This window comes from Allobosea sp. NPDC055353, assembly GCF_053644975.1.
The window spans coordinates 2,438,255-2,465,038 of record NZ_JBSHMC010000001.1 but is presented as its reverse complement, the minus strand read 5'-3'; the positions used below and the strand labels follow the sequence as shown (position 1 = coordinate 2,465,038).

At 62.4% G+C, this 26,784-nt stretch carries 26 protein-coding genes and 1 pseudogene; 9 read left to right on the top strand and 18 right to left on the bottom strand.

All coding sequences use genetic code 11. From position 1 onward, the window contains the following. Window positions 1-74 precede the first annotated feature (74 nt). Both ACWIEX_RS11335 and ACWIEX_RS11330 read right to left on the bottom strand, forming a co-directional pair. On the bottom strand, window positions 75-2,396 hold the full coding sequence (locus tag ACWIEX_RS11335) for a hypothetical protein (protein WP_454033123.1): 2,322 nt from the start codon (window positions 2,394-2,396) through the stop codon (window positions 75-77). Further along, a complete protein-coding gene (locus tag ACWIEX_RS11330) occupies window positions 2,386-3,510 on the bottom strand; it encodes a hypothetical protein (RefSeq protein WP_454033122.1) in 1,125 nt (374 codons plus the stop codon). Before ACWIEX_RS11330 ends, ACWIEX_RS11335 begins: the two co-directional genes overlap by 11 nt. A 293-nt stretch (window positions 3,511-3,803) precedes the next feature. Here ACWIEX_RS11330 and ACWIEX_RS11325 point away from each other — a divergent pair, with 293 nt between their 5' ends. Next, window positions 3,804-4,610, top strand: a complete 807-nt coding sequence (locus tag ACWIEX_RS11325; protein WP_113586871.1) for an inositol monophosphatase family protein — start codon at window positions 3,804-3,806, stop codon at window positions 4,608-4,610. A gap of 159 nt (window positions 4,611-4,769) precedes the next feature. Here the strand turns inward: ACWIEX_RS11325 and ACWIEX_RS11320 are convergent, their stop codons facing one another. From ACWIEX_RS11320 to ACWIEX_RS11300, 5 genes are all read right to left on the bottom strand, one after another. Then, window positions 4,770-4,979, bottom strand: coding sequence for a hypothetical protein (locus ACWIEX_RS11320; RefSeq protein WP_091862312.1), 210 nt, complete (start codon window positions 4,977-4,979; stop codon window positions 4,770-4,772). A 286-nt stretch (window positions 4,980-5,265) separates the two neighbouring features. Next, window positions 5,266-5,763 (bottom strand): Hsp20/alpha crystallin family protein, encoded by a 498-nt coding sequence (locus ACWIEX_RS11315; RefSeq protein WP_091862457.1) that lies wholly within the window; start codon window positions 5,761-5,763, stop codon window positions 5,266-5,268. Window positions 5,764-5,851: 88 nt separating this feature from the next. After that, a complete protein-coding gene (locus tag ACWIEX_RS11310) occupies window positions 5,852-6,328 on the bottom strand; it encodes an Hsp20 family protein (protein ID WP_454033121.1) in 477 nt (158 codons plus the stop codon). 328 nt (window positions 6,329-6,656) lie between these two features. Beyond that, a complete protein-coding gene (locus tag ACWIEX_RS11305; RefSeq protein WP_091862453.1) occupies window positions 6,657-6,950 on the bottom strand; it encodes a DUF982 domain-containing protein in 294 nt (97 codons plus the stop codon). Between the two features lie 174 nt (window positions 6,951-7,124). Then, window positions 7,125-7,394, bottom strand: coding sequence for an usg protein (locus ACWIEX_RS11300; RefSeq protein ID WP_091862306.1), 270 nt, complete (start codon window positions 7,392-7,394; stop codon window positions 7,125-7,127). A 262-nt stretch (window positions 7,395-7,656) separates the two neighbouring features. On the opposite strand from ACWIEX_RS11300, the gene groES reads away from it, so the two are divergent. From groES to ACWIEX_RS11270, 6 genes are all read left to right on the top strand, one after another. Beyond that, the gene (groES, locus tag ACWIEX_RS11295; RefSeq protein ID WP_454033120.1) at window positions 7,657-7,971 is read left to right on the top strand and encodes a co-chaperone GroES; all 315 of its coding nucleotides are present in this window, start codon (window positions 7,657-7,659) and stop codon (window positions 7,969-7,971) included. 58 nt (window positions 7,972-8,029) lie between these two features. Further along, a complete protein-coding gene (groL, locus tag ACWIEX_RS11290; protein WP_454033119.1) occupies window positions 8,030-9,655 on the top strand; it encodes a chaperonin GroEL in 1,626 nt (541 codons plus the stop codon). A 76-nt stretch (window positions 9,656-9,731) separates the two neighbouring features. Continuing rightward, entirely contained in the window at window positions 9,732-9,947 is a 216-nt protein-coding gene (locus ACWIEX_RS11285) for a hypothetical protein (RefSeq protein ID WP_091862297.1), read from the top strand. Between the two features lie 51 nt (window positions 9,948-9,998). After that, window positions 9,999-10,310, top strand: coding sequence for a hypothetical protein (locus tag ACWIEX_RS11280; protein ID WP_113586873.1), 312 nt, complete (start codon window positions 9,999-10,001; stop codon window positions 10,308-10,310). A gap of 72 nt (window positions 10,311-10,382) precedes the next feature. Then, window positions 10,383-12,266 (top strand): molecular chaperone HtpG, encoded by a 1,884-nt coding sequence (gene htpG, locus ACWIEX_RS11275; RefSeq protein ID WP_454033118.1) that lies wholly within the window; start codon window positions 10,383-10,385, stop codon window positions 12,264-12,266. Between the two features lie 196 nt (window positions 12,267-12,462). Continuing rightward, on the top strand, window positions 12,463-12,663 hold the full coding sequence (locus ACWIEX_RS11270; RefSeq protein WP_091862288.1) for a type II toxin-antitoxin system VapB family antitoxin: 201 nt from the start codon (window positions 12,463-12,465) through the stop codon (window positions 12,661-12,663). Window positions 12,664-12,883: 220 nt separating this feature from the next. Here the strand turns inward: ACWIEX_RS11270 and ACWIEX_RS11265 are convergent, their stop codons facing one another. Both ACWIEX_RS11265 and ACWIEX_RS11260 read right to left on the bottom strand, forming a co-directional pair. Continuing rightward, complete coding sequence (locus ACWIEX_RS11265; protein WP_113586875.1) at window positions 12,884-13,618, bottom strand: DUF6602 domain-containing protein; 735 nt, start codon at window positions 13,616-13,618, stop codon at window positions 12,884-12,886. Beyond that, window positions 13,615-14,376 (bottom strand): nucleotidyltransferase, encoded by a 762-nt coding sequence (locus tag ACWIEX_RS11260; RefSeq protein ID WP_454033117.1) that lies wholly within the window; start codon window positions 14,374-14,376, stop codon window positions 13,615-13,617. The genes ACWIEX_RS11265 and ACWIEX_RS11260 overlap by 4 nt, the downstream gene beginning before the upstream one ends. A 218-nt stretch (window positions 14,377-14,594) precedes the next feature. Here ACWIEX_RS11260 and ACWIEX_RS11255 point away from each other — a divergent pair. Next, window positions 14,595-15,620 (top strand): annotated as a pseudogene (locus tag ACWIEX_RS11255) (IS110 family RNA-guided transposase). Window positions 15,621-16,639: 1,019 nt separating this feature from the next. Here the strand turns inward: ACWIEX_RS11255 and ACWIEX_RS11250 are convergent. The 4 genes from ACWIEX_RS11250 to ACWIEX_RS11235 are packed head-to-tail and all read right to left on the bottom strand — an operon-like array spanning window position 16,640 to window position 22,242. Then, window positions 16,640-18,469 (bottom strand): TniQ family protein, encoded by a 1,830-nt coding sequence (locus tag ACWIEX_RS11250; protein ID WP_454033116.1) that lies wholly within the window; start codon window positions 18,467-18,469, stop codon window positions 16,640-16,642. Beyond that, entirely contained in the window at window positions 18,469-19,551 is a 1,083-nt protein-coding gene (locus ACWIEX_RS11245; RefSeq protein WP_454033115.1) for an ATP-binding protein, read from the bottom strand. The genes ACWIEX_RS11250 and ACWIEX_RS11245 overlap by 1 nt, the downstream gene beginning before the upstream one ends. A gap of 4 nt (window positions 19,552-19,555) precedes the next feature. After that, entirely contained in the window at window positions 19,556-21,685 is a 2,130-nt protein-coding gene (locus ACWIEX_RS11240; RefSeq protein ID WP_454033114.1) for a Mu transposase C-terminal domain-containing protein, read from the bottom strand. After that, window positions 21,685-22,242 (bottom strand): TnsA endonuclease N-terminal domain-containing protein, encoded by a 558-nt coding sequence (locus ACWIEX_RS11235; RefSeq protein WP_454033113.1) that lies wholly within the window; start codon window positions 22,240-22,242, stop codon window positions 21,685-21,687. Before ACWIEX_RS11235 ends, ACWIEX_RS11240 begins: the two co-directional genes overlap by 1 nt. 667 nt (window positions 22,243-22,909) lie before the next feature. Here ACWIEX_RS11235 and ACWIEX_RS11230 point away from each other — a divergent pair. Beyond that, complete coding sequence (locus tag ACWIEX_RS11230; protein ID WP_454033112.1) at window positions 22,910-23,161, top strand: hypothetical protein; 252 nt, start codon at window positions 22,910-22,912, stop codon at window positions 23,159-23,161. Window positions 23,162-23,226: 65 nt separating this feature from the next. Here ACWIEX_RS11230 and ACWIEX_RS11225 read toward each other — a convergent pair whose 3' ends face one another. The 5 genes from ACWIEX_RS11225 to ACWIEX_RS11205 all read right to left on the bottom strand — a co-directional run bounded on the left by ACWIEX_RS11225 (window position 23,227) and on the right by ACWIEX_RS11205 (window position 26,738). Then, window positions 23,227-23,586 carry an MbcA/ParS/Xre antitoxin family protein gene (locus ACWIEX_RS11225; protein WP_454033111.1) on the bottom strand — a complete coding sequence of 120 codons (360 nt, stop codon included), beginning with the start codon at window positions 23,584-23,586 and terminating at the stop codon, window positions 23,227-23,229. Window positions 23,587-23,717: 131 nt separating this feature from the next. Beyond that, complete coding sequence (locus ACWIEX_RS11220; RefSeq protein ID WP_454033110.1) at window positions 23,718-24,005, bottom strand: hypothetical protein; 288 nt, start codon at window positions 24,003-24,005, stop codon at window positions 23,718-23,720. Continuing rightward, a complete protein-coding gene (locus tag ACWIEX_RS11215; RefSeq protein WP_454033109.1) occupies window positions 24,002-24,334 on the bottom strand; it encodes a DUF6634 family protein in 333 nt (110 codons plus the stop codon). Before ACWIEX_RS11215 ends, ACWIEX_RS11220 begins: the two co-directional genes overlap by 4 nt. A gap of 83 nt (window positions 24,335-24,417) precedes the next feature. Then, window positions 24,418-24,633 carry a hypothetical protein gene (locus ACWIEX_RS11210; RefSeq protein WP_454033108.1) on the bottom strand — a complete coding sequence of 72 codons (216 nt, stop codon included), beginning with the start codon at window positions 24,631-24,633 and terminating at the stop codon, window positions 24,418-24,420. Then, window positions 24,630-26,738 (bottom strand): AAA family ATPase, encoded by a 2,109-nt coding sequence (locus ACWIEX_RS11205; protein WP_454033107.1) that lies wholly within the window; start codon window positions 26,736-26,738, stop codon window positions 24,630-24,632. The genes ACWIEX_RS11210 and ACWIEX_RS11205 overlap by 4 nt, the downstream gene beginning before the upstream one ends. Window positions 26,739-26,784: the final 46 nt, after the last annotated feature.

Genomic DNA, 26,784 nt, shown 5'->3' with positions numbered 1-26,784 from the left:
TGGCGCGCCCCTTCTTTTGGACGACACACGAGTGGGGGTGATCGACAAAATCCGACATGGGACTTAAGGGGCTCTCACGCGGCGGGGTCTTCCTCCTCGTCTGGGTCAGGCGCCCGCAGCTCGAAGATCAGGTCAGCCGACCACTCCAAGTGCTGGCGAAAGCGCAGCCGCAGCGTGCCATGCAGATCGACGTCAGGCTCGAAGCCAATCGCAACCAAGTCGCCGGAGGCATCAAGCTCGCTATAGCGGATTGATCGAAGCGCCCGGCCGGAAAACAACCACGCCACACCCGCGGGGAAATTGGCGCCGTATACGTCGATCCCTGCAACGGTCGCGACATATGAACCAAGCCGTTCGGCACTCGGGCGACGCTCGATCTGAAGCTGAGGCCGGTGCTCGGCCACCTCATAGACCAGACGCCGCAGCGCTCGGGTCTCTGCATTCTGTGAAATGACGAGAACAGGCGCGGGCCCGACCTGCTCAACCAACGGTGCGATTTCTCGCCAGAACTCTTCCTGCTCCACCTTTGCGCCGACGTTCCTCTGAATGCGGGCTCGGCGCGTGAAGGCGCCCCAGGCCCACGACCCGGCGGATTCACGAGTTCGCGAAGCCAGCAACTCCTCGAACCCATGGGCTGGTGTCTCCATTGGCGGATCCACCAATTGTGCCTTGGCGATGCCCGCGACCGCCGTCTCGCGCCATTCGGCCGATTCGTCGCGAGGGGACCGTTCAATCCGGACATCCTTGAAGAAAGACGCCTGCGCGGGTTCCGCCAGAAGCGCCGCTTCGACGGCCAACCGGATGCGTTCCAGCGCTCCCGGATCGACCGGCCGCTCCCTGAGTCGCTGAAGGCGCGCGGCCTCGATCGTCGCTTCGGCCGAGCGTACGAGCTCGCCAAGCCGGCCGACTAGGCGGGCCACATCGCGATCGGGGGTGAGCATTGCAACGCCACGTAGAAGCTGCGGTGAGGGTTGTTCGAGGACCGAGGGAAGGCGCCTTAGTTCGTAAAGGATGTTGCGCAGCGAGCGGTCGCCGCCCGGCAGAAAAACTTCGTCGGCAGCCAGCGCAGTGATAGCGGCCTGGAGCCCGTCGTCGCCGGTGTCGGGGGCGGCGGCCGCCAGGATTGCCCCGAACGAAAGCAACAGGCCATCGCGACCGTGCAGCGTTGACGGTGTGAAGACGCGCCCAGGCACCACCCGACGCTCGGTCATGTTGTCCAGTACCTCGACCAACCGGTCGAGCTCTGCACCATAGGAGCCATCGCTGAAGCGCTCGCCGGCAATCTCGAAGCGGACCAGCAAGTCGAGGAACAGCGATCGAAGGCTCAGGTCCCGCGCGAGAGGGCCAATGCGATCATCGTCGCCGCCCATTCGCTTCAGGAGCGCGAGAGCTGTGCGCGCGCCGATGTCGGAGGCCTGCTTGTCACTGATCGTCCAGAAAAGCAGCAAGCCGGCCGTCAGGAGCAGCACATCGTCGTGCGCGCTTCTTACGACGCTCGTAAACAGTTGCTCCGGCGTCGGCGCCGGCATGCGTTCGAATGTTAGTGGCGCGACACGCGCGCTCGCTTCAGGCCAACTCAGAACCACCACATCAGGGAGGAGATAATGTCGGCTCCGAAGCTCCGCCCGGCCGGCGAGTTGATGCAAGGTCTTCGGCCATCGAACGAGTGCCTCACGGAATTGAGCCGAGCCTGCTTCGTCCTCATTCCACACGGCTAGCGCCAGACAATAGGCCGTATTCGATAGATGCTGCCATAGATACGGCCAACTGGCCCGCAGCGCCGCCCAACGCTCACTATCGCTGGACGTGCGCCCCTCGCGCCATCGGTAGATCGAGGAGGCCTGTTGGAGCAGACTTTCCCACGCACCAATTACGTCGGGCAGCACATTGACATAAGCCTTCGCATCCGAGCCTGCTAGCGCAAGGCGCGGTTCGGCTGGGAGTCCGACCGGCGTTTCGACGGTGGTGCGCCTCGTAACCCAAGCCTCAATTCGGTGCATCATCGATGGACCGAGGTCAAGAATGCTGCTGATGATCTTGGGCGGAAGCTCAGGGTCGCCCGACTTGGGAACGAGGCGGTATGGCGCATACGCAAGTGCGCGAATGAAATGGCCGTCGTCAGGAATACGAGCGGCCGCGCGCTCGAATAAACGGCCGTACTGGCTCAACCAGTCACGGTGCGGAGGGCGCAAAGCGTACCCGGCCACTTCGGCATAGCTGAACGGTGCCCCATCGGGCGTCCGTGAGGCATTCAGCGCCAATAGGAAGCGGTGATATCGAGTCATTTCGCGCCAGGCGTCGTCAAATGCGACCGGGGCCATGCGATCGATCTGAGCAGCGGTCTTGTCGGCGAGCTCTTCGAGGATTTGGCCCGGCGTCGGTAGGTCACGCTTCATCGCCGGTCCTCCTGAAGCGAAACGCCCGTCGCAGAACGAGCCTCTCTAAGGCATCAAGCGGGACGCCTCCGCGGCGCCGGCACCAGCCGACCGAACCGCGCAAGGGAACGTCCAGATGCGGCGTGAACCAGATCTGCGGCCCCTGTTGGCCGAGACCATGGGACGGAAGGCGGGCTTCGCTGGCCGCGCGCTTGACGCACCGCCCGGCCCATCGCCGCAGAACCCAGCGGACCCAGATCATGCGGACATCGTGGAGTGCGGTTGGCCGCTGAAAGGTTGTCTGGATCTCGATGGTCTGGGGGGCACCGAAATCGATACCGAACGTGGCGGCCGGTAGCCCTTTCTCGTCGGCGTCCGGGCTAATCAGCTCGGTCGTTGCCACGCCGTAGAGCTGTTGGCGCAGGCGGCTCGTCATCTCCAGCGCGTGCACGATATTCGCGGTGTAACGCTCGCGCAGCACCTCGCGCTCCGACTGCTGCACGAAGCCAAATGTCGTGATGATGAAGTGAGCGAGGCCGACCAAGTTTAGGAGCAGCCACGCAAGATGGACTCCGAGCAAGCCGAATTTGAAGACCAGGAGTTCGGTGCCAAACCCAAGTCGATGGAGCAGGAACTGGCTTGGCCAGAGGAGCTGAACGCAGAGTACTGCCATGAGGGCCACGCAGCTGGCGACGATCTCAAAGGCGAGAGACTCATGATAGTAGACTTTGACGTCGGTGGACGAGCTTTCCCTCTGCGCGATCAGGGTGATGAGCGCGAGTGCCAGGGAGAGCACGCCAAGCACACCGACCTGGGCGCCGAGCAGGTAGCTCGAAACATTCAGCACCAGCGCCCTGAGGTCTGGGGTCGGCCCCGGCGCCGTCCAGGCGGGGAGCCAACTGGGGACGAGCCACGCCGCCACTGCTTCGGCGACGACGAAGGCAAGATTGATGGCGACGTATCCCGCAACGAAGCGCCCAAAGGCCCCGATCGCGAAGAATCTGTGCAGCGCTCGATCAACGAGCCCGTAGCGCGACCGCCTCGCCGCCACGTTCTCGCGAAGTTGCTCGCGCACCTCACGGCGCACCCATCGGTTGACGCTTCCGGCCCAACCGCCGCGTTTCCAATCGATCACGACCCAGCCCGCCCCAACTGACTGGGAGACTACCCACGCGGGAGCTCCCGGGCCAGCGGGTCATCGCAGTTGTCCCTCCGCGATTTTTCCGCGCACGTCAAAAGCTGCTCGCGTGAAAAACGGGAAAAGCGTGAGAATCAATCACGTCCGGTAACCGGCAGGATGCCAATGTCTGGTTGTGGCGCGTCGTAGCTTCTGGCCTCTGCCACTTCGAGAACGACCTGGGCTGGTAGTAGGGACTTTGTCAGATCGACGAGACCCGATAGGCAAGTCCAGGACGATGGGCCGGGGGCATGATGAGTCTGATTGAGGAAGTATCGACGGTTCTGCGACAGGCAGCTGCCGAGGCAATCTTACCTCGCTTTCGCAAACTTACCGCGAGCGACGTTGAGGAAAAGTCGCCGGGAGAACTCGTCACCGCTGCCGATCATCACGCCGAACGGTTAATTGGCGAACAATTGCTGCAGCTCGATCCATCCGCGAGGATCGTAGGTGAGGAAGCCTGTGCACGTAACCCCGCCTTGGCTAGCGCTCTAGACCAGGGCACCGTCTGGTTGATCGATCCGCTGGACGGCACTGGAAATTTCGTCTCCGGCCGAGGACCATTTTCGGTCATGGTCGCGCTTCTGCACGGAGGGGAGACCGTCGCCACTTGGATGCTCGACCCGCTGTCAGGTCAGCTTCATGTCGCCGAATTGGGAAGTGGAGCCCAGATTAATGGAGTCCGCGTGGTTGCTGATGGAAAAGCAGAGCCGCTGCGGAAGGGTTCAATTTCTATGCGTTTCTTTCCTCCCGAGGTGCTTGAGGCCGTCAAACCACGGTTGGATCAGGTGCCCTTGATCGTGCCGCCACTGCTTTGCGCAGGAGCCGAGTATCCTGCCATTGTCGCTGGCGATCGCGATTTCGCCGTTTTCTGGCGGACCTTACCGTGGGATCATCTGCCCGGTGCGTTGTTCTTAAGCGAGGCCGGCGGCCACGTCGCACGCTGGAATGGTTCTCCCTACGGGGCTGGACAAGACGGTTATGGATTATTGGCAGCGCGCACGCCTGATCATTGGCGAGCTGCGCACAAGGCGCTCTTCGAGGTAATGACTATTTAGGGGCGCGACCGGCCTTCAACCGGATAGCTCTGAGATGTACGCTTCCGAGCGAAGCGCTAGGTTCCGCCTCTGGCGCGAGGCACAGCCCTCCGGGCTCATCGTCTGCCACTGCCAGCGACGATGTGTCGGACTACCGAGCCCGGATGGCTGGCATAGGCGCTATTGAACAGGCTGGTGCTTCGCCTGCTCCTGGCTCGCTTTCGCCAGCATCGCTTCCAAAGCGACCAGGGCCGTCATCGGCAACACGAGGAGGACGTCTGCGTCCCCGATCGTCTCGAATGTTATGGCTGCATCGCCTCGCGGGTCGCTGCTCATTTGGATCATCGTCGGTTTAATGACCGGGATCTCAACTGTCTTCTTCTCGGACATGGGGCGGCTCGTCGAGTTAGTTCTCGCAACGCACTTGTGGCGCTTCAACAGTTCGCATCCCCGGCTGGTTCCAGACGGGTGACCCAAGACCTGACCAATCGAGAAAAGCACTGACAATGAAGCTGGCGCTGGTGAGGCCGGCGCCAGGGGGTGGCCACTCTCGGCAAGACGACGGAGCTAGAATGGACCGGGGCCTCGCGCGGCTCCGGCCCGCGCCAGCATTCGTCTCGTGACGCTCCAGCAGCTGGCGGCGCCCGAGGCGCGCCGCCAGGGTCTCGGCGATCTGCTAATGCTTGATCGCGATGCGCTTGACCTGAGACTGCGCCCTCTCGCTCTTGGGCAGGACGACCGTCAGCACGCCGTTCCTGAAGCGGGCATCGATCTTGTCCTGCTCGACCTCATAGCCGAGGGGGATGTGACGCTCGAAGCGGCCGTAATACCGCTCCGAAAACTGCCTCTCCTTGTTCTCGCTCTCGGCACGCTTCTCGCCCCTGAGGGTGAGAGTGTCACCATCGAGCAGGATCTCCAGGTCCTTCTCCTCCATTCCCGGAATTTCGGCGGTCACCTTGATATCCCTGGCTGTCTCGGAGACCTCGACCTTCGGCCAACCGCCGTTGAAGGGCGGCAGCGAACCAAGGCTGTCGAACGAGCGGTACATGTCGTCGAACAGACGATTGACCTCGCGATGGAGCGAGAAGACGGGGTTGTGCTGATCATCGCGATACAGCGCGGGAGGCCGATTGCCGTTATCGCGGCCCCAGGGGATCAAATCTCGAACGCTCATGACATCCTCCTTGCGTTCAAACATCGAAGCGGATTCGCGGCGCCGGGCTCGCCGCCCGGCGCTCAACGCTGATTCAATCAGCCTCTGCTCAGGCTGCGCGCTTCTCCGAGTCGATCTGCCGCCGATCGGCTTTCGGCAGTGCGGTGCCGGTGGCGATCTCGATCCGGCGCGGCTTCATCGCCTCTGGCAGCTCGCGTTTCAGATCGACCGTCAGCAAACCGTTCTCGAGGTTGGCGGCCACGATCTTGACGTGGTCAGCAAGCTCGAAGCGGCGCTGGAAGGTGCGCTCGGCAATGCCGTGGTGCAGATATCGGCCATTGTCCTGGCCGGCTTTCTGCCCGGACACCACCAGTAGGTTCGGCTCATGCTTGATGGTGAGCTCGTCCCGCGAGAAGCCGGCCACGGCCATCGTAATGCGATAGTCGTCGTCATCGGTCTTGACGATGTCGTAGGGCGGCCAGTTGCCGGGCGGGTCCAGCCGGCTTGCGGCTTCGATCGCACCGAATATGCGGTCGAAGCCGATGCTCGACCGATACAAAGGAGAAAAATCGAAGACGGTTCTCATAACCACATCCTCCATTGAGCAACATGGGCACAAGTCGGTCATTCCGAGGTCTCACCGATGTCGGCTTGACCGGCCGATCCCTCAAAAGGCGCTCGGCAATTAGCGATTTGGATCCGGTCGGCGGACGTTCAAGGGGATCAGTGAGATTTTTGGGGGAATCGTTCGATGGCTCGGAAACGGTACCGCGCTGGGTGGGAGCTCCCGGTCGGGCTGGGCTCTCAAAGCCGTAACCGCCCGCCCCAAATCCGGGGCAGGATTTCGGCAATAAAACAGCGTCCCGCGGCTTCGGAAATGCCCGGCCCCCACCGGTGCGGAGCCGGGCCACTGGTCAAGCGTGGCCGCGCGAGCCTTCCTTGCGGCTGCTGGCGAACGCGGCCACGTCGGGCGCAAGAAGATCATGCTTTTCCGCCCAGGACGCGAACAAGCCGCGCGCCGTGTCTGGTTCGATCTCTCCGCGGATCGCCGCCAGGCAGGCTTTCAGCGCAAAGCCGTGGACCGGATCGCGCCTGGTCTCCGGCCAGTCGGCCAAGAACATGTAGGCCTCCATTGCGGACGCGATCGCCGCCGGATGCCCGAGCCCGGTCAGGATCACGACCGGCCTCTCGAAGTCGTCTGATGTCATCATGCAGTCCTCCCTTGGCGGGGAGCGATTGCCAACGTTGCCATAGCCATATCCTCCAGGAAGCAACATGGATCCGGTTTGGTTGATCACCGCGTCGAGCGCGCTGTCGCTGTCGGCGGCTGCTATGATTTTGGGATGTGTTCTCTTCGGATCAAGCCCTGCGAAGCATCAACGTCACTGGAGCCGGAACTCGCCGCTGACCGCGCTGAGGTCGGCCGGCCCGATCAGGTCCTTGTGAGCGACGGTGATGCGGAACAGCTCGCCGTCAAGCTTGGCCTGCCAGAAGGCGAGGAACTTGTTGAGTTCGGGAAAGCGCGGAGCGAGGTCGTAATCCTGCCAGATATATTCCTGCAGGATCGAAGGGTGGTCGGGCAATCGGTAGAGGATGCCGGCGGTGGTCAATCCGTAGCCGGCGATCTGGCGGGCAAAGTCTGTCGAAGCCATTCCTTTCAGCTCCCTGGTTTTCACTGCGCCGATGGCAGCGGATTCTCAACGCTCTGGCAAGATGAAAGGTTGCGCTTGTGCTGCCTTTTCAGCCTGTTAGCACTCGATCAAAAAAAGTGCTGCCGACCTCTTGAAGGCAAAAATGGGGCAACCCAAATCTTCGCGCGGGCACGGCGCCTCAGGGCGCGCGGAACCTCGCCGCGAGACCTGAACAGGGCCGGCCCGCTTTGACATGTGACCGACATGGAAACTGGAGGAACTCATGAAGTTTCGGCCACTGCATGACCGCGTCGTCGTGAAGCGCATCGACGCCGAGGAGAAGACCAAGGGCGGGATCATCATTCCCGACACCGCCAAGGAAAAGCCGCAGGAGGGCGAGGTCGTCGCCGTTGGCGCTGGCGCGCGCGACGAGACCGGCAAGCTTGCGCCGCCCGACGTCAAGGTCGGCGACCGCGTGCTCTTCGGCAAATGGAGCGGCACCGAGGTCAAGATCGATGACCAGGATCTCCTGATCATGAAGGAGTCCGACATCATGGGCGTCGTCGAGACGACGGCCGCCTTCAAGAAGGCCGCCTGACGGGGCCTTCATCCCACATCATCAACCTGAAACCTCAAGTCTGAAGGAGTGAGGAATCATGGCTGCGAAGGACGTGAAGTTTTCGCAGGACGCGCGCGAGCGGATGCTGCGCGGCGTCGACACGCTTGCCAATGCCGTGAAGGTCACGCTGGGTCCGAAGGGCCGCAACGTCGTGATCGAGAAGTCGTTCGGTGCGCCCCGCATCACCAAGGACGGCGTCACCGTCGCCAAGGAGATCGAACTTTCCGACAAGTTCGAGAATATGGGCGCCCAGATGGTCCGCGTGGTGGCCTCGAAGCAGAACGATGCGGCCGGTGACGGCACCACGACCGCGACGGTGCTCGCCCAGGCCATCGTCCGCGAGGGCGCCAAGGCCGTCGCCGCCGGCATCAATCCGATGGACCTCAAGCGCGGCATCGATCTCGCCGTCGAGGCCGTGACGAAGTCGCTCGGCGAGCATTCGAAGACCATCACCGGTTCAGAGGAGGTTGCGCAGGTCGGCACCATCTCCGCCAATGGCGACCGCACGATCGGCGAGATGATCGCCGAGGCCATGAAGAAGGTCGGCAACGAGGGCGTCATCACCGTCGAGGAGGCCAAGACCGCCGAGACCGAGCTCGACGTCGTCGAGGGCATGCAGTTCGATCGCGGCTATCTCTCGCCCTATTTCGTGACCAACACCGAGAAGATGGTTGCGGAGCTCGACGACCCCTACATCCTGATCCACGAGAAGAAGCTCTCGGGCCTCCAGGCGATGCTGCCGCTGCTGGAAGCGGTCGTCCAGACTGGAAAACCGCTGCTGATCGTGGCGGAGGATGTCGAGGGCGAGGCTCTCGCCACGCTCGTCGTCAACAAGCTCCGGGGCGGCCTGAAGATCGCGGCCGTCAAGGCTCCGGGCTTCGGCGATCGTCGCAAGGCCATGCTCGAGGATATTGCCATCCTGACCGGCGGCACCGCGATCAGCGAGGATCTCGGCATCAAGCTGGAGACCGTCACTCTCGACATGCTCGGCAGGGCCAAGAAGGTCCGGATCGAGAAGGAAAACACGACCATTGTCGACGGTGCCGGCAAGAAGGCCGAGATTGACGCCCGTGTCGCCCAGATCAAGGCGCAGATCGAGGAAACCTCCTCGGACTACGACCGTGAGAAGCTCCAGGAACGCCTGGCCAAGCTCGCCGGCGGCGTCGCGGTCATCCGCGTCGGCGGCGCGACCGAAGTCGAGGTCAAGGAGAAGAAGGATCGCGTCGACGATGCCCTGAACGCCACCCGCGCAGCGGTCGAGGAGGGCATCCTGCCGGGCGGCGGCGTCGCCCTGCTGCGCGCGGTCAAGGCGCTCGAAGGGCTGGTGCCCGGCAATGACGACCAGAAGACCGGCGTCGAGATCGTCCGCAAGGCGATCACCGCGCCTGCCCGCCAGATCGTCGAGAATGCCGGCGGCGATGGCGCGGTCGTGGTCGGCAAGCTGCTGGAGTCTGCCGATTACGCCTGGGGCTATGATGCCCAGACCGGCGAGTACGGCGATCTGGTCAAGGCCGGCATCATCGACCCGACCAAGGTCGTGCGCACGGCAATCCAGGACGCGGCGTCGGTCGCGGGCCTGCTGATCACCACCGAGGCGATGATCGCCGAGGCGCCGAAGAAGGACCCGGCACCGGCCATGCCCGCCGGCGGCATGGACTATTGAGCATCGGGGGCGCCGCGGTTTCCGCGGCGCCCCCTCTCAGGATCCCAACCGCACATGCAATGCCTAGGGGAACGCTATGCCCTTTTCATCACTGACCGATCCCATCGATCTGGCCCGTGCCGAAGCTGCTCTTGAAAAGGCATGGGCGGAACTCAAGCCGTCGCTTTCGGCGGGCTCTGACGAGCTGGAGCGAAACAACCTCGCCTATATCGTGGCTTCGCTGGTTCCGCTGGCGCTCGACGAGGACGATCTCGCACTGCGTGCGATCGACCGGTTTCGCGAGAAGGCCTAGGCGAAAGGCTCCGTGAAAGCCCCTGCATTCTCTCAATCGCATCAGACCGACATGACCGACGGCACACAGGAACCTAAGGACATCTCACCGTCCGACCGCTTCAAGGCCCTCATCACCAACGCCGAGAGCGCAACGTATGGCCTCAAGGATAATCTCCTGGCCGTCATGACGCGGGATGGATCGGCAACGTGGCAGACTGTCGCCGCTCACATCGAGGCTCAGTTGCCCGGCGCCGGCGAGTTCGCGACCGCGCGGTTGAATGCCATACTTGCTCTGGTCAGGACGCTGTCCAATCGAGAGGCTCGGGCAGCACATGAGTATCGCTCCCTATTGTCGCCCCCGACAGTCCGTGCGACCGGCTAGCTCGCCGCGTTTGCGCAGGATATCGCTCTCCGCCGAGAACTTCTTGCTGTGCCATCTATTCGAGAAACCCGAATGACCACGACCGCCACGCCAGAGCATCGCAGCTTCGAAGCCGACGTCTCCCGCCTGCTCCACATGATGGTGCATTCGGTCTATTCCGACCGGGACGTTTTCCTGCGCGAACTGATCTCGAACGCAGCTGATGCCTGCGAGAAGCTGCGCTACGAAGCGATCGGCAACCCCGAACTTCTGGGGGATGACCCGAAGCTCGCGATCACCATCTCGGCCGATCCGGAGGCTGGCAGGCTGACCATTGCCGACAACGGCATCGGTATGAGCCATGACGAGATGATCGAAGCTCTCGGCACGATCGCCCGCTCCGGCACGCGCAGCTTCATGGAGCGGGTAGCAACCGCTGATGGCAAGGACGGCGCGCAGCTCATCGGCCAGTTCGGCGTCGGCTTTTATTCCGCCTTCATGGTGGCCGAGAAGGTCGAGGTTGTCAGCCGCCGTGCCGGCAGCGCCGAAGCGTGGACCTGGTCTTCCGACGGCAAGGGCGAATTCACGGTGGCGCCTGCGGCGCTGGACGAGGCTCCGTCCCGCGTGACGCGCGTGACGCTTCACCTGATGGAGGAGGCCAAGTCCTATGCCGAGCGCTGGACGCTGGAACGCATCGTCAAGGAACAGTCCGGCCATGTACCGGTCCCGATCTCGCTGATCACGGAGCCGGGCGCCGATGCGGTCGCCCTCTCCGACGGGGCCGCGCTTTGGACCAGGCCGAAGAGCGAGATCACCAAGGACGAATACGCTGATTTCTACCGCAGCGTTGCGGGACAATATGACGAGCCCGCCGCCACGATCCATTTTCGCGCCGAAGGCCTGCACGAATATACCGCGCTGGCCTTCGTCCCGGGCGCGCGTCCGTTCGATCTCTTCGACGCCGACCGCAAAGGGCGGATCAAGCTTTATGTGAAGCGCGTCTTCATCACGGACGAAGCCGAACTCCTGCCGCGCTACCTGCGCTTTGTGCGCGGTATCGTCGACACAGCCGACCTGCCGCTCAACGTCTCCCGCGAGATGATTCAGGACAGCCCACTGCTCGGTGCGATCAAGAAGGGCGTCACCAATCGTGTCCTCGCCGATCTCGCGAAACTGGCCGAACAGGAACCGGACACATTCCGCCTGATCTGGGACAATTTCGGCGTCGTCATCAAGGAAGGGCTTTACGAGGATTTCGCGCGCCGGGAGCAACTGCTCGGCCTCGCTCGCTTCCGGACCACGGCCTCCGGCGAAGGGTGGCGCAGCCTCAAGGACTATGTCGGCGCGCTCAAGGACAACCAGACCGCAATCTACTACATCGCCGGCGACGATGCCTCCCGAATCGCCAACTCCCCACAGCTCGAAGGTTTTCGGGCGCGGGGCATCGAGGTGCTGCTACTGTCGGATCCGATCGACAGCTTCTGGGCCTCGGCCGCGCCGGATTTTGAAGGCAAGCCGTTCAAGTCGGTGACGCAAGGGGCGGCCGATCTCGGTCTCATCCCGCTGCTTGATGGCGCGGCGCCTCCGTCGGCGGAAGCGAGCGAGAAGATCGCCGCTCTACTTGCATCGATGAAGGAGATTCTGGCCGAAGAGGTTGCGGATGTCCGATCCTCCGATCGGCTGACCGAGAGCGCGGTCTGCCTTGTCGCGTCGGATAAGGGGCCGGATCGCCAGTTCGAACGCCTGCTCAGCGCCGCTGGTCGAGTGGAGAGTGCTGCCAAGCCCATCCTCGAGGTCAACCCTCGGCATGCGATGGTTTCGGCCCTCTCGTCTGTCGAAGATGATGCGTTGCGTAGCGACGTCGCCCATCTGCTCCTGGATACCGCGCGCGTCCTGGACGGCGATCGCCCGATAGACGCAAGTGCATTCACCGAACGGCTGAACCGGCTGGTGATGCTAAGCTTCAGCGATGGCTGAGCAGGGAGCGAGGGAAAGCGTGACCGTGCGGGCTGGCGTCGCTTGCGCGCTTCCCATTTCGCTCAGCTTCGAACGTCCGGTTCTGGGTCGCTTCCCAATGTCCGATTGTGGCGCATGACGCGAGCTATCTTGAAGTGTTTGCGGAGATCTCGGCCTTTCGGTATTTTTCGCCGCAGCGCCAGGGATCAAACAGCAGATGTTCGTCACGATCGACATCGAAGACAGATTGCTGGAAAAAGCCCGGTCGCTGACCGGCGCCGAGGAGATAGATGCCCTCGTCCGACAAGCGTTGGAAACGCTGGTGCGCGTCGAGGCTGGCAAGCGCCTAGTCGCCCTCGGCGGCACAATGCCGGACGCGGCGGCTGGACCGCGGCGCCAAAGCGAGGCCCCTAAGTGACTCTGGCCTAGCTATCGGTCTGGATTGATCGTTTTCGTCGGCCCGCGATGCAGGGACGCGCCCCGGCTCAATTGGCAAGATCTTCGCACTTCTGAGGCGCGTCAGCGCTCGGAAGGTGTGTTCCCGCTCGCGCTCTTCCACGGCGTTGATGAGCTCGACTAGCTCCTTTTCTTCCGGACTATCCTCGATCGCGCCGATGAGGCTGTCTCTACGGATGGCCCTAGCTTTTCTGTTGATCAGAGTTCAGCCAGCGGCTGTAAGCTCGGATATCAACCATGGGCACCGTGGCCAGCGCCTGCAGCCGTGCGATCAGCTCGAACAGGAAGGCTGTTGCCGGCTTGCCCTCCGAAGTGAGCTTATAGACGCCATCCGAGTCTCGGCTGTAGTGACCATGCGCCGCGACGCAACCAAGGTCGATCTGCTCGGTTGTGGAGGACCTTGCCAGGGCGTCCCGCAGTGCTTCGCCCATTGCCGGCTTCCAGTCGCTCTCAAGCGTCAGGAGCCCGCCTAGAATATGATGGAGCGGCTTTGGCGCCGCTATCCCGCCGACATGGGGAACCGGCAGGCTCGTGCGGTGCAGCGCCCGCACGCTGGCGATCTTTTTATGAGCGTAGGCGACCTGATCAGCATTTAGCGATTGCTTGGCCTCAAAGGCCGCGTAGACGCTCTCGGCCGGAATCACCTTAGTGCCCTTCATGACGAAGATGAACGGCGAGTACTGACGGTCATAGACCACCACATCCATCTGATGGCTAAAATTTCCCTCGCTATCGACCACATGCGCCTTATCGGCCTTGTAGCGCGCTGGCAGATAGGTGCTCAGCAGCTCTAGCCAGGCTCCTTCGCTGGCATCGCCCTTATCTACAGAATGGCCCAGCAGTTGACGTGCCGCAGCCAGCTTGCCTTGAATTTCGTCGTGAAGACCCGCCAGGAGCTCTGAAAGGGACCAGCTCACCGGACGATTTCTCCCCAAGTCGCAGCCTGCGCCGCAGCTCCAGCCGCCTTGGCGATCGTTGTTTTTTCAGCCGCACTCAGATCTTCGGAGATGATGTTGTTCGTGTTCGCCGGATCGACAATTCGCGCCGCACCGATGTTGTCTCGGATATGGGCCAACGCCGCCATCACGTTGCGGCCGACATCGCCGGCCCTCTTATCGTACAGCGCATCGATCGCCAGCAGCTCAAGATAGAACGACGGGATATGCAGGCCTTTTTGATTTCGCCAGAGCTTCAGAATACGGATTTCTTCCGTCCTACCGGAATTGCCCACCAGGTTGATGTGGGTAGCAATGTTAGTCTTGGTCCAACCGCCTCTCCGGTTCCGGTACAGGCTATGGTCCTGGCTCTGGCCATCCTGCCGGCGAGCCGGCACCAGATCGACGTCGTGGCCGTCTACTCTGACGCCGATCGAAACATTTTGTCTGCGCGCCTTAAAGCCGGCTTGGTTCATCCGGTTGAATAGCGTCGTATAGATATTCTCAAGTGTCGCGGTCAGCGTGTGCGACAGCGAAATAAACAGATCGATATCCGTACCGCTCTTCACGGCCGTGCCCTTGGCAAATGAGCCGCTCGGGCTGACTTCGCGGATATGATCTCCAGCCCATGCTCGCAGGTGCGGCAAGATGACTCCAGCATAGCCGCGCAGCGGAGATGTGGAGCTGACGTCGACGCGCTCGCGCGCTAAAATGTTCTGAAGATATTCGTTTTCGGTCATCGCTCCCCCACAGGGATGCTATGTCACCGGAGGCCCGGATCACAACCGAGAAGCACTGCTTCTTTGGTCGGCAACTGGGCTGCAAGCGCAGCGGAACGGTTGCGGATTTCCAGTGAGTGTCCGGTTGCAGGCGGGAGCTCAATACCCGGAAGTGATGCTGTGGACGGCTCTCCACCCCTGCGGGAGCCTAAGCTCCTGCAAGGCAGGAGGAGAGCGTCATGTTCAAGGTCGTCACAGTCGGTCTGGATATCGCCAAGTCCGTTTTTCAGGTTCACGGTGTGGATGTCGTCGGAGGAGTTGCGATCCGTCGCCAGCTCCGGCGGGCGCAGGTCTTGCCATTTTTCGCCAAGCTGCCGGCGTGCCTGATCGGCACTGAAGCCTGCGCTACGGCGCACTATTGGGCCCGCGAGCTCGGCGCGCTGGGCCACCAGGTGAAGCTCATACCACCGAGCTATGTGAAGCCATACGTGAAGCGGCAAAAGAACGATGCTGCCGACGCCGAGGCGATCTGCGAGGCCGTGACCCGGCCGACGATGCGCTTCGTGGAGGTGAAGAGCCCTGAGCAGCAAAGCGTGATGGTGCTGCACAAAGTTCGGCTGACTTTGATGCGCTAGCGCATCCAGCTGTCCAACACGATCCGGGGGCACATGGCTGAGTTCGGCTTGGTGGCGCCGATCGGGCGCGAGGGGCTGCAACAGCTGATTAGGCTGGTGGAAGAGAGCGATCCACGCGTGTCGGATGAGGCAAGGGTCTGCCTTGAGTTTCTGGTCGCCCAACTGCAGCTGGTGAACCTACAGATCGTGGAGACCGATCGACGGATCAGGACCAGCGCACGGTCCACCGAGGTCGGCCGCAGGCTGATGAGCATCCCAGGCGTCGGGCCGCTGCTGGCCAGCGCCCTGGTCGCGACGGTGGCTAATCCGACAGCCTTCAAATCCGGCCGTAACCTGGCAGCCTGGATCGGGCTCGTGCCGAAGCAGAACTCAAGCGGCGGCAAGGACCGATTGGGCGGGATCACCAAGCAAGGCGACCGCTATCTGCGGCAGCTCCTGGTCGTCGGCGCCTTGGCCGTGGTTCGCTACGCCGAGCGACACGGGACCCGCCGGCCGTGGCTCGTTCACTTGCTGGCGAAGCGACCGACGAAGGTGGCGACGGTGGCTTTGGCCAACAAGATCGCCCGGATCGCCTGGGCCATCATGACGAGGGGCGAGAGCTACCGCGAGCCGGAGCCGGCTGCCGCGTAGCTCAGGCGCTGGGGCGTCGACGAACTTGGGAAGGGCTCCGACGGACTAACGCATCCAGCCGGTCGATACCGAAGGACAGGAAAACCCTCTTGCGCCACTGCGCCTCCAAGCGCGCGGAATTGGTCGGGACCCGTCCTCGCGGAAGGTATTATGGCCAGCGGCTTTATGTGCCGCACCAACAGGTCGAACACATGGCCGCACCGACCAGCGCTGCCGCAGTCCAACTAGACCCTTGCCAACGGAGAGCCGTCCAAACATGGCGCAGAGACGAAGCGCGCTACGCGCCGATTTTGAGAGCCTAACTCACTGGCAGCACGCAGCTCGGAGCCAAGTGTATCGTTGCTTGTCCAACACGGCTGCGCGGGAAAGTGCGGAACTCCACCTACATTCGCGGTAACACTATACCTCGCTTCTCACAATCGGCGGCGAAGGGCTCTTCTTGAATATCTCTGGGATGTCGAATTATTTCGCGCCTGCGATGACGGTTCGCATTTGCACCGGATTCGGCCAACTGGAATCACCGAAGCGGCCTATGCGGGTCACCACACACTTGGCGCTGGCACATTGCCGTTTAGCTGACCGTCCACAGAGTCCGCTGGCCAGTTTCTCAGGGCGCGCCATAGACCTTCGACTGCTTCGAGGTCCCAGACCACCTGCGCCCCGATAGGTGAGAGATGCGTCTACGTGCAGTTCTAGAACTGTGCCTCGCCGCTGCTTAGCGGCGAGGCATTTTTTAGGTGCGGCACTCTTCCGATCACATCGAGGCGCGCTTTGGGTCAAAACGGCCATCGTTCGGGAGCGACTTCAAGAAGTGTGATGAGAGGGAAAGATCCCCGCAGCCACACGGATTTCGCCTTATTTCATTGGAGCCGTTGCATGACTGTCGTCTTCACACTTCCGCAATAGGGTGCAAAGCTCCTCCGCAAACCAGACGCTCGCCGCGGAGTTTCCCTTCGCTTCGGGCAGCAAAAAGCCCGGCTCGCGTCGTGCGAACCGGGCTTTTTTCTGATCAACGTTGGTTAGAGGTTTTGCGGGATTTCCGCTCGCCGGTAGAACGTGGCCGGTATGGCGGGCTTGCCGAAGCAGGGCGTGATGCCATGCTTCATGAGAGCCTTCTTCAGGGGTGCGAAGTGAATGCCGCGCTCGCGAGCGATCTCTTGGAGCGCCCCGAATGTCGTCTGAAATGTTTTCAGGTCAGCTGCTCTGACGGCCGTGTAAGGGCATCTGTTGATCGGACTGATGGCAGTCTCGGATGGAAGGATGCCAGATCGAACGAGCGCATCAACAACTCCAAATGTTGTCCGTAGGGATTTCTGGACGATCATCAGTGTCAGCATGTCGCCGTGGTCACCGCGAACAAGTCGCCGGATCTCCGCCACGTTGACCAGCATGGCCATGTAGCCGGTCTCGCTGCTGATCTGGCCAACCCAATCCAGCTTGCCGTCCAAGATCGCGCGCACGATCTCCATTGCACTGCAGTTGGCGCGCTTTGCTGCCTCAGGGATCCGATAGATCGGATCGGCGTGGCCTGCCATGACCTGCGCCTTTGCAGATAGCGCTGCGAGGAATCCTTCGAGTTCCCGTGAATCGTAAGCGTAAACTTTGAGCACCTCTTGCCCGGATGAAACGAAAGGCGTGATGAATTCAGCCTGCGCCAAGAGCCTGGTATGGACCCGCCCGGCATTCAGGTAGTCTTGGGCGTCGCGTTCGCTTATTGCGTGCTTGGCTTTTAGCAGGAATTCCTCGGCCTGCGCCGCGGAGAAGAGTACGCGGTCATCCGTCAACTCACGATGGTAGGGCGGAATCGTGCCGAAGGCGGCGAGAAGGCGGCGCAGCCGCTTCGGATGGAGGCCGGTTTCGAGCGCTGCAGTCCTGATGGAATGCAGCCGCCGATTCTCAACGATCTGGCGACCGTACATTCGATCATCCGGTCCGACCGGCGCCGTCTCGCGAACGAAATCAATCAGGACATCCCGAAGAGGATCGTAGCCGTCGTCGTCCATACCGGCCAGCCAAGTGTGGAGTCGTCCGAACCAGGCTTGCGGGCCGCTGCCATCGCTGTTGGATTCGGGATATGTGGACCGCATCCGCTCCAGAAACGCACGGATGCCGAGGTGGCCGCCGCTCGCGATCTCGTAGCCTGCAGCTCCTGCCTCTCGCCATTGATCGTCCGTCAGGGCCTTTATCGCGGCCTTGCGCCCGAAGACCTCGACAGCCCCGATCATCTCGCAGGTCCGCGCAGCCGCATACCAGGGCAACGCGCCCAACCAGGTTGGGTCCTGCTGCCCTTCAAGGCGATCGATCAGGTGTCGCTCAAGAGGAGACGGCCGCACCTCCTGAGCCTCGGCCGCCAAACGCGGGATCTTCACCAGAGAGGGGGCGACGCAGCGCGCGAAGTCGTGCAGCGGGGCCGGGGGATCCTCGTGACCGATCTCCACGAGCATCACCCCATGATGCCGGCAAGCCCGAATAGGATCGAGGAGCCAGTGGACGCGACCGCTGGCCATCCAGGGACTGGCCTCGTATGCAAGGTCCTCAGCGATGCACCGCGGGCAAACCAGCACCCTGGCGCGCCTCAAGCTCGCCTTCTGCACCTTCTGGCCGCGGTGGTTGAAGCCGGAGCCGATCCTGGTGATCGTCGCATTCTGGAGCGGCTCGACCGGGCAACCAACCAACTCAGCGACAAGCTGAACCGCTTCCGGCTTGCCATCGACGATGGCTTGGAATGGTGCGCCCATGTCGAGGGCGAAGCTGCGGACGGACAGGGCGTTGTGGCGAACCGCCAGTCTGGAGATCAGGCTGGCGGGGGTCTCGTCCAGGCGCGGCGGCACGGTGGGAAAGATGCGCATCAGTGCTTCCCCTTCTTCGACTTGCGGCCAGCCGACTTCGGCTTCGGATCGTCGGCGAAGACGGGGTCGGGCGGCATCCGATCGAGTAAGACCAAGCTGGCATCGATGTCGGGCCAATCCGGCGCGACGAACGGATTCATCCGATCCCCGCATCCGGTCCGGTCTGCGAATGCATTCGCGAAGTGGTGCATCGCGAGTTCGTCCTTGGCCGACATGAGACAATCCTCGATCGCCTCGTGGATCAGTTCCACGGCGATGCCGTAGCGATTGAGAGCGGCGTGTGCGAGCCGAGGCCCAATCGTTTCCGCAAGGCCCGCGGGCGTCGCGATCGCTGCGGCGGAGCAGCAGCGGGACAGCGCTTCGGCAATGAGCATGTTGTCGCTCGGCATCGACAACGTCGGCAGCTGGATGAAGCGCCCACGACGCCGTACCTCGTCGATTTCGCGCATGGCCGGGACGAGGCTGGGCAGGCCGCTAAGGACGAGGCCGATCGGCCAGTCGTCCGAGACCATGATCGACTTCATCGCCTTACGGATCGTATCGATCTCCAAGACGTTCGCGTTGTCCGTGAGATTATGCAGTTCATCGAGGTGCAGAAGCAGGATACCTGCCGTCTTCAGCGCCTCATGGACGCGCGCCCAAAGCAAATGCTCGCGGAGATCCCGCGCCAGCGGGTACCCAAGGCCGTGGAGTATCGTCATGCCGAGCGACTTGAGCGTGCACGGCGCCGGAACCGTGACGCTGACCAAAGGGCAACCAGAACCAGGCTGCCCGTAGCCCTTCAAGGCCGGGTGGGTTCGGAACAGCCGATCGATGGAAGCGGTCTTGCCCGTCCCGGCTTCGCCAACCACGACAATGGCACGAGCTTCCCTACGTGGCGAGTTGACGGCGGTCTGAGTAAGTGCGCGCTTGCTGACCATCGTGCGGATCAGGGCGTCCAAGCTCTTGCGAAGGCGGTCGTCCAAGTCGGTCTCGACGTACTCGGCACGAACCTGCGCCATCGTGTTGACGACGCGCAGTTCGGACTGGGGAAGGCATTCGCGGAGCTTTTCGACCGCGGAGGTGAAGGGAGTGTCGCTCACGCGGTCAGTTCCTCGACTTGATGATGCGGGAGGGAGCGGACCGCGGCTGCGGCGGCTCCGAGCTCGACTTGCCACTGGGGATGGCCTTTTCCAGCGGATCTGCGGTTGCCGAGGCTGCTGCAGTCGCGGCATCCTTCTGAGAGGGGAAGCCGAGACCGATCTGCAATTCGAGGGCATCGAGCTCGTTCTGGCTCGGCCGCGTTGCGAGGATGCCGGCGCGGAGCTGAGCCTTGCGGGCCATTTCCCAAGCATCGCGAACGGCTGCGGCCACGACGGCATCGGTCAGCTTTGCCTCGACGGCGTAGCGGCGCCTGAGGTCCCTGGACGCGGCCAGCCAGATGGAGGCGGGCACATCATCGAAGCCCGGGCGCATGCACGGAACTGCGACCCAACCCGCTCCGAGGCGCACGGACACGTGGCCCATGTCCGATGGATCGAGCTTCACCTCGATGGCGGCATCGCCGTGCCGCCGCCGGTGGGCCTGAAGCTCAAGGCAATTGTAAAACAAGCCCAGGCACCGGATGCCCCTAGGGGACGCGGTGCGCTTCAGGTCCGTGCCGAAGATGGCGCGACGGACATGACGATCGGGGGGCGGGATGATCCCGAACTTGGCGACGAGGCGAGACCAGGCGTTGGCCGGCGTCTCGCCGCCGAGACCTGCATGGGGCGTGTTGTGGTAGACGTCGACGACCCACCTGACCAAGACGTCGCAAAGCTCTTCGACGTTCAGGCTTGCCCGTTCCTCGGGCTGGTAGTCACCCTTTGCGTCAACGGAGCCGAACGTCCGCCCGGTGAAGGGGGCCAACGCCTGATCATGCATCGTGCGGAATGTCCGTTCTATGGTTCCGCGCAACCAGGGCACCCCGGCCGGAGGAGCGTCCGGATCGCAACCAAGGTCGATGATCACGCGTCGGAAGGATCCCGCCATGAAGGCGGGGCCCTGATCGTGAACGATGGACTCTGGGCTGCCGTGGTGTTCCCAAGCGGACCCCGCGCCGACAGCGTCCGCATACCGCCGCTTCGGCGTGACAACCATCTCCATGGTCTCGATCGCCAGTTCGGTGCTGACGCCTGGCGCGACCTTCATTCCGAGGATGACGCGGGTGGCGGCGTCGATCGCCACGCAGGCCCAATGCCGCTTCTTCTTGAGTTCGTCCTGCTGCTCCGGCGACAGTACCTCTAGGATCCCAGCATCCTGAATGAGCGTCATGAGGTCGATGCGCCACTCGTCCATCTCGACGCGCTGCAGAGGGCGCACAATATCGGAGCCATTTGCCACCATCTGGAAGCGCTTCATCGCAGCCGGCAGGCCGTATCGCCCAGCGTAGACGTCGAGCGCCGGCAAGGTCCTGATCTCGATGCCCAGCCGCTCATAGGACGGTGCCTTCAAAGCCGGGAGGCCATGCGCGACACGCTCGCGATTGATCGCTTCGAGAGCGGCCAGAAGTCGGCGGTAGACAGCGCGGATCGTCGGTCGATTCTCCGACGCATACTGGAGCGCGAATTCGGCAAGCAAACGCCGGATAGCCGGATCGAGCCGGACGGTGACCCGGTCTCCACAGCGCCGGTATCGAGAGCGCAGCGCCGTGGCGCGCAGTCCCGCGTTCTCGAAAGCCTTCACCCAGTTCCTCAGGGTGCGAGGGCTGATCGAGAGCGCCGCCCTCTTGTTTCCCGGGCGGACAGGGATGAGATCGCCATCGTCGTTTCGCTTGGCCTCTGCCTTGTGGAGATGGTCGACGTAGGCCTTGTCGATTTCTTGGATGGCCAGCTTCATCGAGGCGTCGGACCTCGTGGCCTTCTTCTCGGCCTCCATCTTGAGGAACGCCACCGCATAGAAACGGCGCCCCAGAACCATTTCGCGCTCGTTGACTGGAATATCCGCGACGATATCCGCGTCGCTTTCCGAGCGAGCCGCGATTGCGGCGAGATCGAACGCGCCGCGATCGAACCGGAACCTCGCAGTCTGAGACAGCAGGTGCAGTCGCTCATCGCTGAAGTCCTCGATAACGCCGGGGTCGTCGACGCGGGCGAGCACGTACCCCTGGGGCAGGCGCTGGCGCATGCGGTACTCAATGCCGTCGATGCCGAGACGGTCGTTGGGGCCGATGCGGAACATGGGGACACGGACGTTCATCACGCGACCTCCCCATCGTTTGCTGCCGTGACCGGCGTCGCGTAGCCGATGCGCGACTGGCCAACGACCGCGATCAACCCGTTGGCAATCAAGCGGGTGACAGAACGAAAGGCTTCCCCGCCTCTGCCGCTCTCGCGGACGAGTGTGCCGATCGTGGTGACCGAGGTCGCCCTGGCCAGTTTCAACACCGCAGCGTCGAGACCCTGATCAGGCGCTCTACGGGCGTGATGCAGGAGCGCCGAGTTGTGGACCAGGTCGCGTGGCAGGTCGGCATCCGTGATCAGCAGGACGCCGTCTGCGAAGCCGCGCGGGAGTTGGGTTGCGATCGAAGAGAGGACATCGGCGAGACGGTGGCGCTCGGCACGGGCCTTCGGCTTGACCGCCACGGCCAGCTTGCGGCCATCCTTCAGGGTGACGAGGAAATCGAAGGTATGGCGGTGCCTCTGGCCGGCGGCGTCAAACCATACGACCGATGGCGGCTGCTCGCTCAGGTCGGCGACCTTGGGATGTGTCAGGAGGAAATGCGCGGCCTTCTTTTCGAGGCCGCTCTCGCACATGATTTCCCGCGGCTCTGCACCACCTACGACGGACGGTCGGCAAGCGCCGCGGCTTTTCCCGTGCACATTGCGGGACGTGACTGAGGGACCTGGAGGGCACCAGATCGGAGCGGGGGAAGCGGGGAGGTTCTGCACTTGTTGGGTTCCAGTCGGTAGACGTGCGACCGCAATCCCGATCCGTGCAGTAAAAGACTACTTGCGTAACATTACGCAAAATGCTTCCACTGACGAGCGCCGGGCTTGGTCTTGCACTGAGTTGGGTTGCGATCCGCTTCCAAGGTTTCCTAGGCCTCGAATGGAAGCGGAAGATGGATGGGCATTCCGGTCGTTGATCGGAGTGCCCTTTATTTTCTATTTGATGGCCATGAAGTATCGGCTACGCGATGTATTAATGCGTATTCTCTATCTTCGAAAATGGCCGTGAGGCGCTTTTGCGCTACAGAGAAATTGTATTCGTTGTTACGATCTCCGCTGCTGTTTTCCATCTCTGCGCGTCGCGGCAAATCTTCGCCGCTTCCGCCCGAACAGCTATGATCGAATCTGCTTGGATCGTCGATTCAGCGATCTTGTTGGGCGTGCTGCGACCGGGCCAATCATCCGTGGATTGGAAGCTGTTGAAAACTTGCTGGCGCTTGACATGTGGGGTTGACGAACGACTGGCCCAGCCATGGACTGGGATGATCAGAACTGCTTCATCTTCCGCAAGCGTCTCGAGGATCGGAAGAATTTCGCTCGGAACGGCCGCTTAGCCGTGCAATGCATGCACGAGGGGCGCGGGTTAGAAAAAAGAGCCAGGGTCGAAAATTTTTCTTCCCCGCTATCCACCATTTCGGTGTTGCAGGCAGTCCTTTGGTCGATTCTCGTCGTCGCATCGCGCTCGTTCAACGCCTCTCGCGTGATTGGTCGCGGCACCGTTTAGGTATCCCGCCCGCACACATCAGCGGCGGCGCAGCACGTCGTGCAACGATGTTTCGGATCGGAACGTCAGAGATCCGACGAACCTAGAAACGTGCGTTCGAGGTAGGCGCGAATTTCGGCTAACGACGCGAGATCGCCTCTGGTCATTATGTCCACCGGCTGAAGACCGCCGAGAGCCGAATTCGGTCGCTTTACCCACGCGTAGCCGCGAGCCGGTTCCTTGAACAGCAGGCGAAGGTTCTTGTGAATTCCGATCAGCAGTGAGAGCCGGACCGCCAACTCGTGATCGAAGGGGCCATATTCAGTAGCACTCTTCCAGCGCGCGAACGTTTCTCGATCGAGATTTCCGAGGATCTGACGCGATTTTTCGTCTGAGAGCTTCCACTTCTCGAAAAGTCTGACAACGGCAGCGGCTGCCGCTTCCAATTCCGTAATCGTGAAATCTGGCTCGGCGGAAGCTGCTGAGGTCGCGCTAGCCCCGCGAGATGCCGCTGAACGCTTCCTAGCAGACCTGTCCCGCCGACCACTGCCCTTCAGCTTCCGCCGCGCCCGCTTCATCAACCGGGGGCCCGCGTCTGGCATGAGAAGAACGTGAAATCCGCGTGCCGCGGCACGCGCCTGACTTGCGTCATGAGATAGTCGACGACTGCCGCGATCGGATAGGGACCGTGCGTTTGGACCGGCTCCGTCTCGACAACACGAGACGGAGGACTGATGTCGGCGGGTTCGTCAAAAAGCGGCCTGAGAAGGACGATGACGACGCTGAGTGAGAGGAGACGGCGCAACTCTTCCGCTGCGCGGACCATGTGAAACTTCTCGCAGTCGGGAACGCCAATAAAGCTCATGGGCCGCCGGCTTCCAACTCTGGCGACGGCGCGTCAGTGGGCGGCGATGCGCAGTTCCCAAGGCGATACCAGCGCGAAAGCGTACGAGCGATGGTGCGATCCTGACTGATCCAGATTAGTGGGCTCGTGGTAATGTACCGATCTCCGAGGATCGGATGCCCGGTCGATCGGCCCCAGAACACTGTTTGACCGGTGACGGGATCGCCCGCGATCATCCAATCCTCAAGGATCACGGCATCACACAGATCAGCCGGTGAAGGCATCCACCCCTCTTCGAGCCGCCGCAGATCCGCAGCAGCTGCCCTAATCTTCTGCACCAGTTCCTGCATGGACCGTTCTCCCAATATGTCGCGAGCGAGCAGCCGGCCTCGTCGCCGGCTGCGACGGCGTTGCAGCGATGTCGAGAGGCCTGTTAGCGCTGGAGAGTTATGGTCGCTCCGGGTGGTCTCTTCAGCCGCTCGAAGTCGGCGCGCCGTTGGACAACGGATGCCAGCGCGCGCATTGCATCCACCGGATCGACACCCAATGTGGCCGCGAGATCACGTGTCGCCTTGAGGAGCCGGGTTTCGACCTCGGGCAAAACTTCTGCCATCCGATCCTTCTTGAGCACGTCGTCGAGATGGGTCACGCACACCTCCCAAATTCGTCCTGCGCCTCGCTGAGTTCGACAGGACCGATCTCGACAATCGATTTGATGTCGTCGCCGGATAGGTAGCCCTGGGCATCCAGCGCATTGGCGAGCGCGATCAATCTGCCCCGCTTTCGATCCAGCAGGAGCCGAGCTTTGTCCTCGGCCTCGTTTAAGTGCTCGTTGACCGCCTTATGCAGCTCCGGATGCTGGGCAAGATTCCTGACCTCGGCGAGGTACGCGCTGCCCGACGTGCCCAGCCCGCACTGCGTCTCGATGAGCATCGCGAAGCCGGTCGCTCTTGCCAGGTCGGACGAGATGTTCATGCCAGCTCCGGCACTCGCATCTCCCAAGATGAGACGCTCGGCAGCCCGCCCGGCCATGAGCACAACTATCTCGCTCTGAAAGCGATCGAATGTGGCCGACCCCGTCAGGTTGCTTTCGAACTCGAAGAACCCACCCCTGGAATGGATAGAGATTCCGCAGACCGTCCCGGCATCCAGCTCGTAGGCGGCCAACGCATGACCACTCTCATGCACCGAGATGCGCCAACGTGCCTCCGGCGAGAGGGCCGGTGCGGTTGCGGCTATGGCCGACATCAACGCTTCGAGCGTGAGTTCCCGCTTGGCGCGCCGGGCAGCGCCTTTGGCGCGACGCACGAGTGCCTCAACATCAGCGCCAGTCGCTCCGCGTGAAGCCAACGCCAGCGGCGTGAGGTCGGTGGACGGGGGGAGTGAAGCGCCAACGTAGAACCGGAATATCTCGACCAGCGCCGCGGTATCCGGTCGCTCGATCTGAATCTCCTGATCGAGTCTGCCCGCCCGTTTGATCGCGGCATCGATCCTATCGGGATGGTTCGTCGCGGCAATAACGACGACGCCGGGCCGTTCCTCGATGCCCGCTAGCTGTTCGAGCAGCAGGTTTACGATTTGCGTCCAGTACTCGACGTAATCGCCTTGCAGCTTGGACCGGTCAGAGATGCCGTCCAGTTCATCGATGAACAGGATGCTAGGTGCCTGCCTGCGCGCCTGCGAGAACGCATCCCGGATAGCCTGCAATGTGCCCGACAGGAATGGCGCGGTATTCCACTGCGCCACCGATGTCGCGACGAGCGGAACCCGCGCGGACTTGGCCAGAGCGCGCGCAAACTGGGTTTTGCCCACGCCAGGTGGCCCCGACAGGAGAAGACCCTTGTGGTCGATATCAGCCCAGCTGAGCTTCCCCGCGCGGTACTCATTCAGATCGTCCGCCAGCTGCAGACCCCATTCGCGGGCCGCGCCGTATCCCGCCAGCTCCGTGAGAGAGGGGCCCCCAATAAGGTACTCGCCCTTCTTCCTGACAACGTCTTCGATCGCGTCGAGGCATGCGTCGCCGGCTCGTCCAAAGCGGAATGCCAAAGGGAGATCGTCGACATCGAGCAGCCGGATGAGGTCCGGGTCCATTGCGCGTGTCGGTGCACGACCCGTCACCACCTCGATGACCAAGGCAAGGGCGGTTTGATCCAGCGTGGGAAGAACAAGACGAAACTCTGCGGTCCGCATAAGCGCCTGTGGCAGGTGCCGTGTCGGGTCGGGTGCGATACCCATCACCGGAATCCGACGCTGGAGCGCCGCTGCGATCTCCTTATTGCCCTTCTCGGGCCGATCCTCTCTCGCCGAACCATCCCGGGCCACGAGGACGGCTCGGGTCTGCGAGCCGACAATTGAGCCGGCCTCCACCACACGGGAGTGCGACGGCAGCACGCAGCTCTGCACAACCTCCTTGGCCATTTCGACGAGGTTCGGGCTATGAGTAGTCAGCACGACGATGGGAGCGTCCCGGCGGATGCGACGCGCCAGGCCAGAGACGCCCTCAATTGCCCGGGCGATCAGAACCGCGACAGCCGCCAGATCGGGCCTGAGGATCGAGACACCACCACCGTCGAAGCTATCCTCAAGGTCGTCGATTAAGCGCTCCAAGGCCTCGTCGGTGTAATCAGCGCGGAGCATAGGCTGGATTTTTGCTCCCGCCTCGCGGGCAAGGATTTCGAGGTAAGCCCGCGCCAGCAGGTCCTTGCGGGCTGGAATGGAGTGGTGGTTAGCTGCAGACGATTTTCCACGCTTCATGAATCCTCCCGTGCAATGTTGGCCAGAGAAGGCGATTGGCATGTGA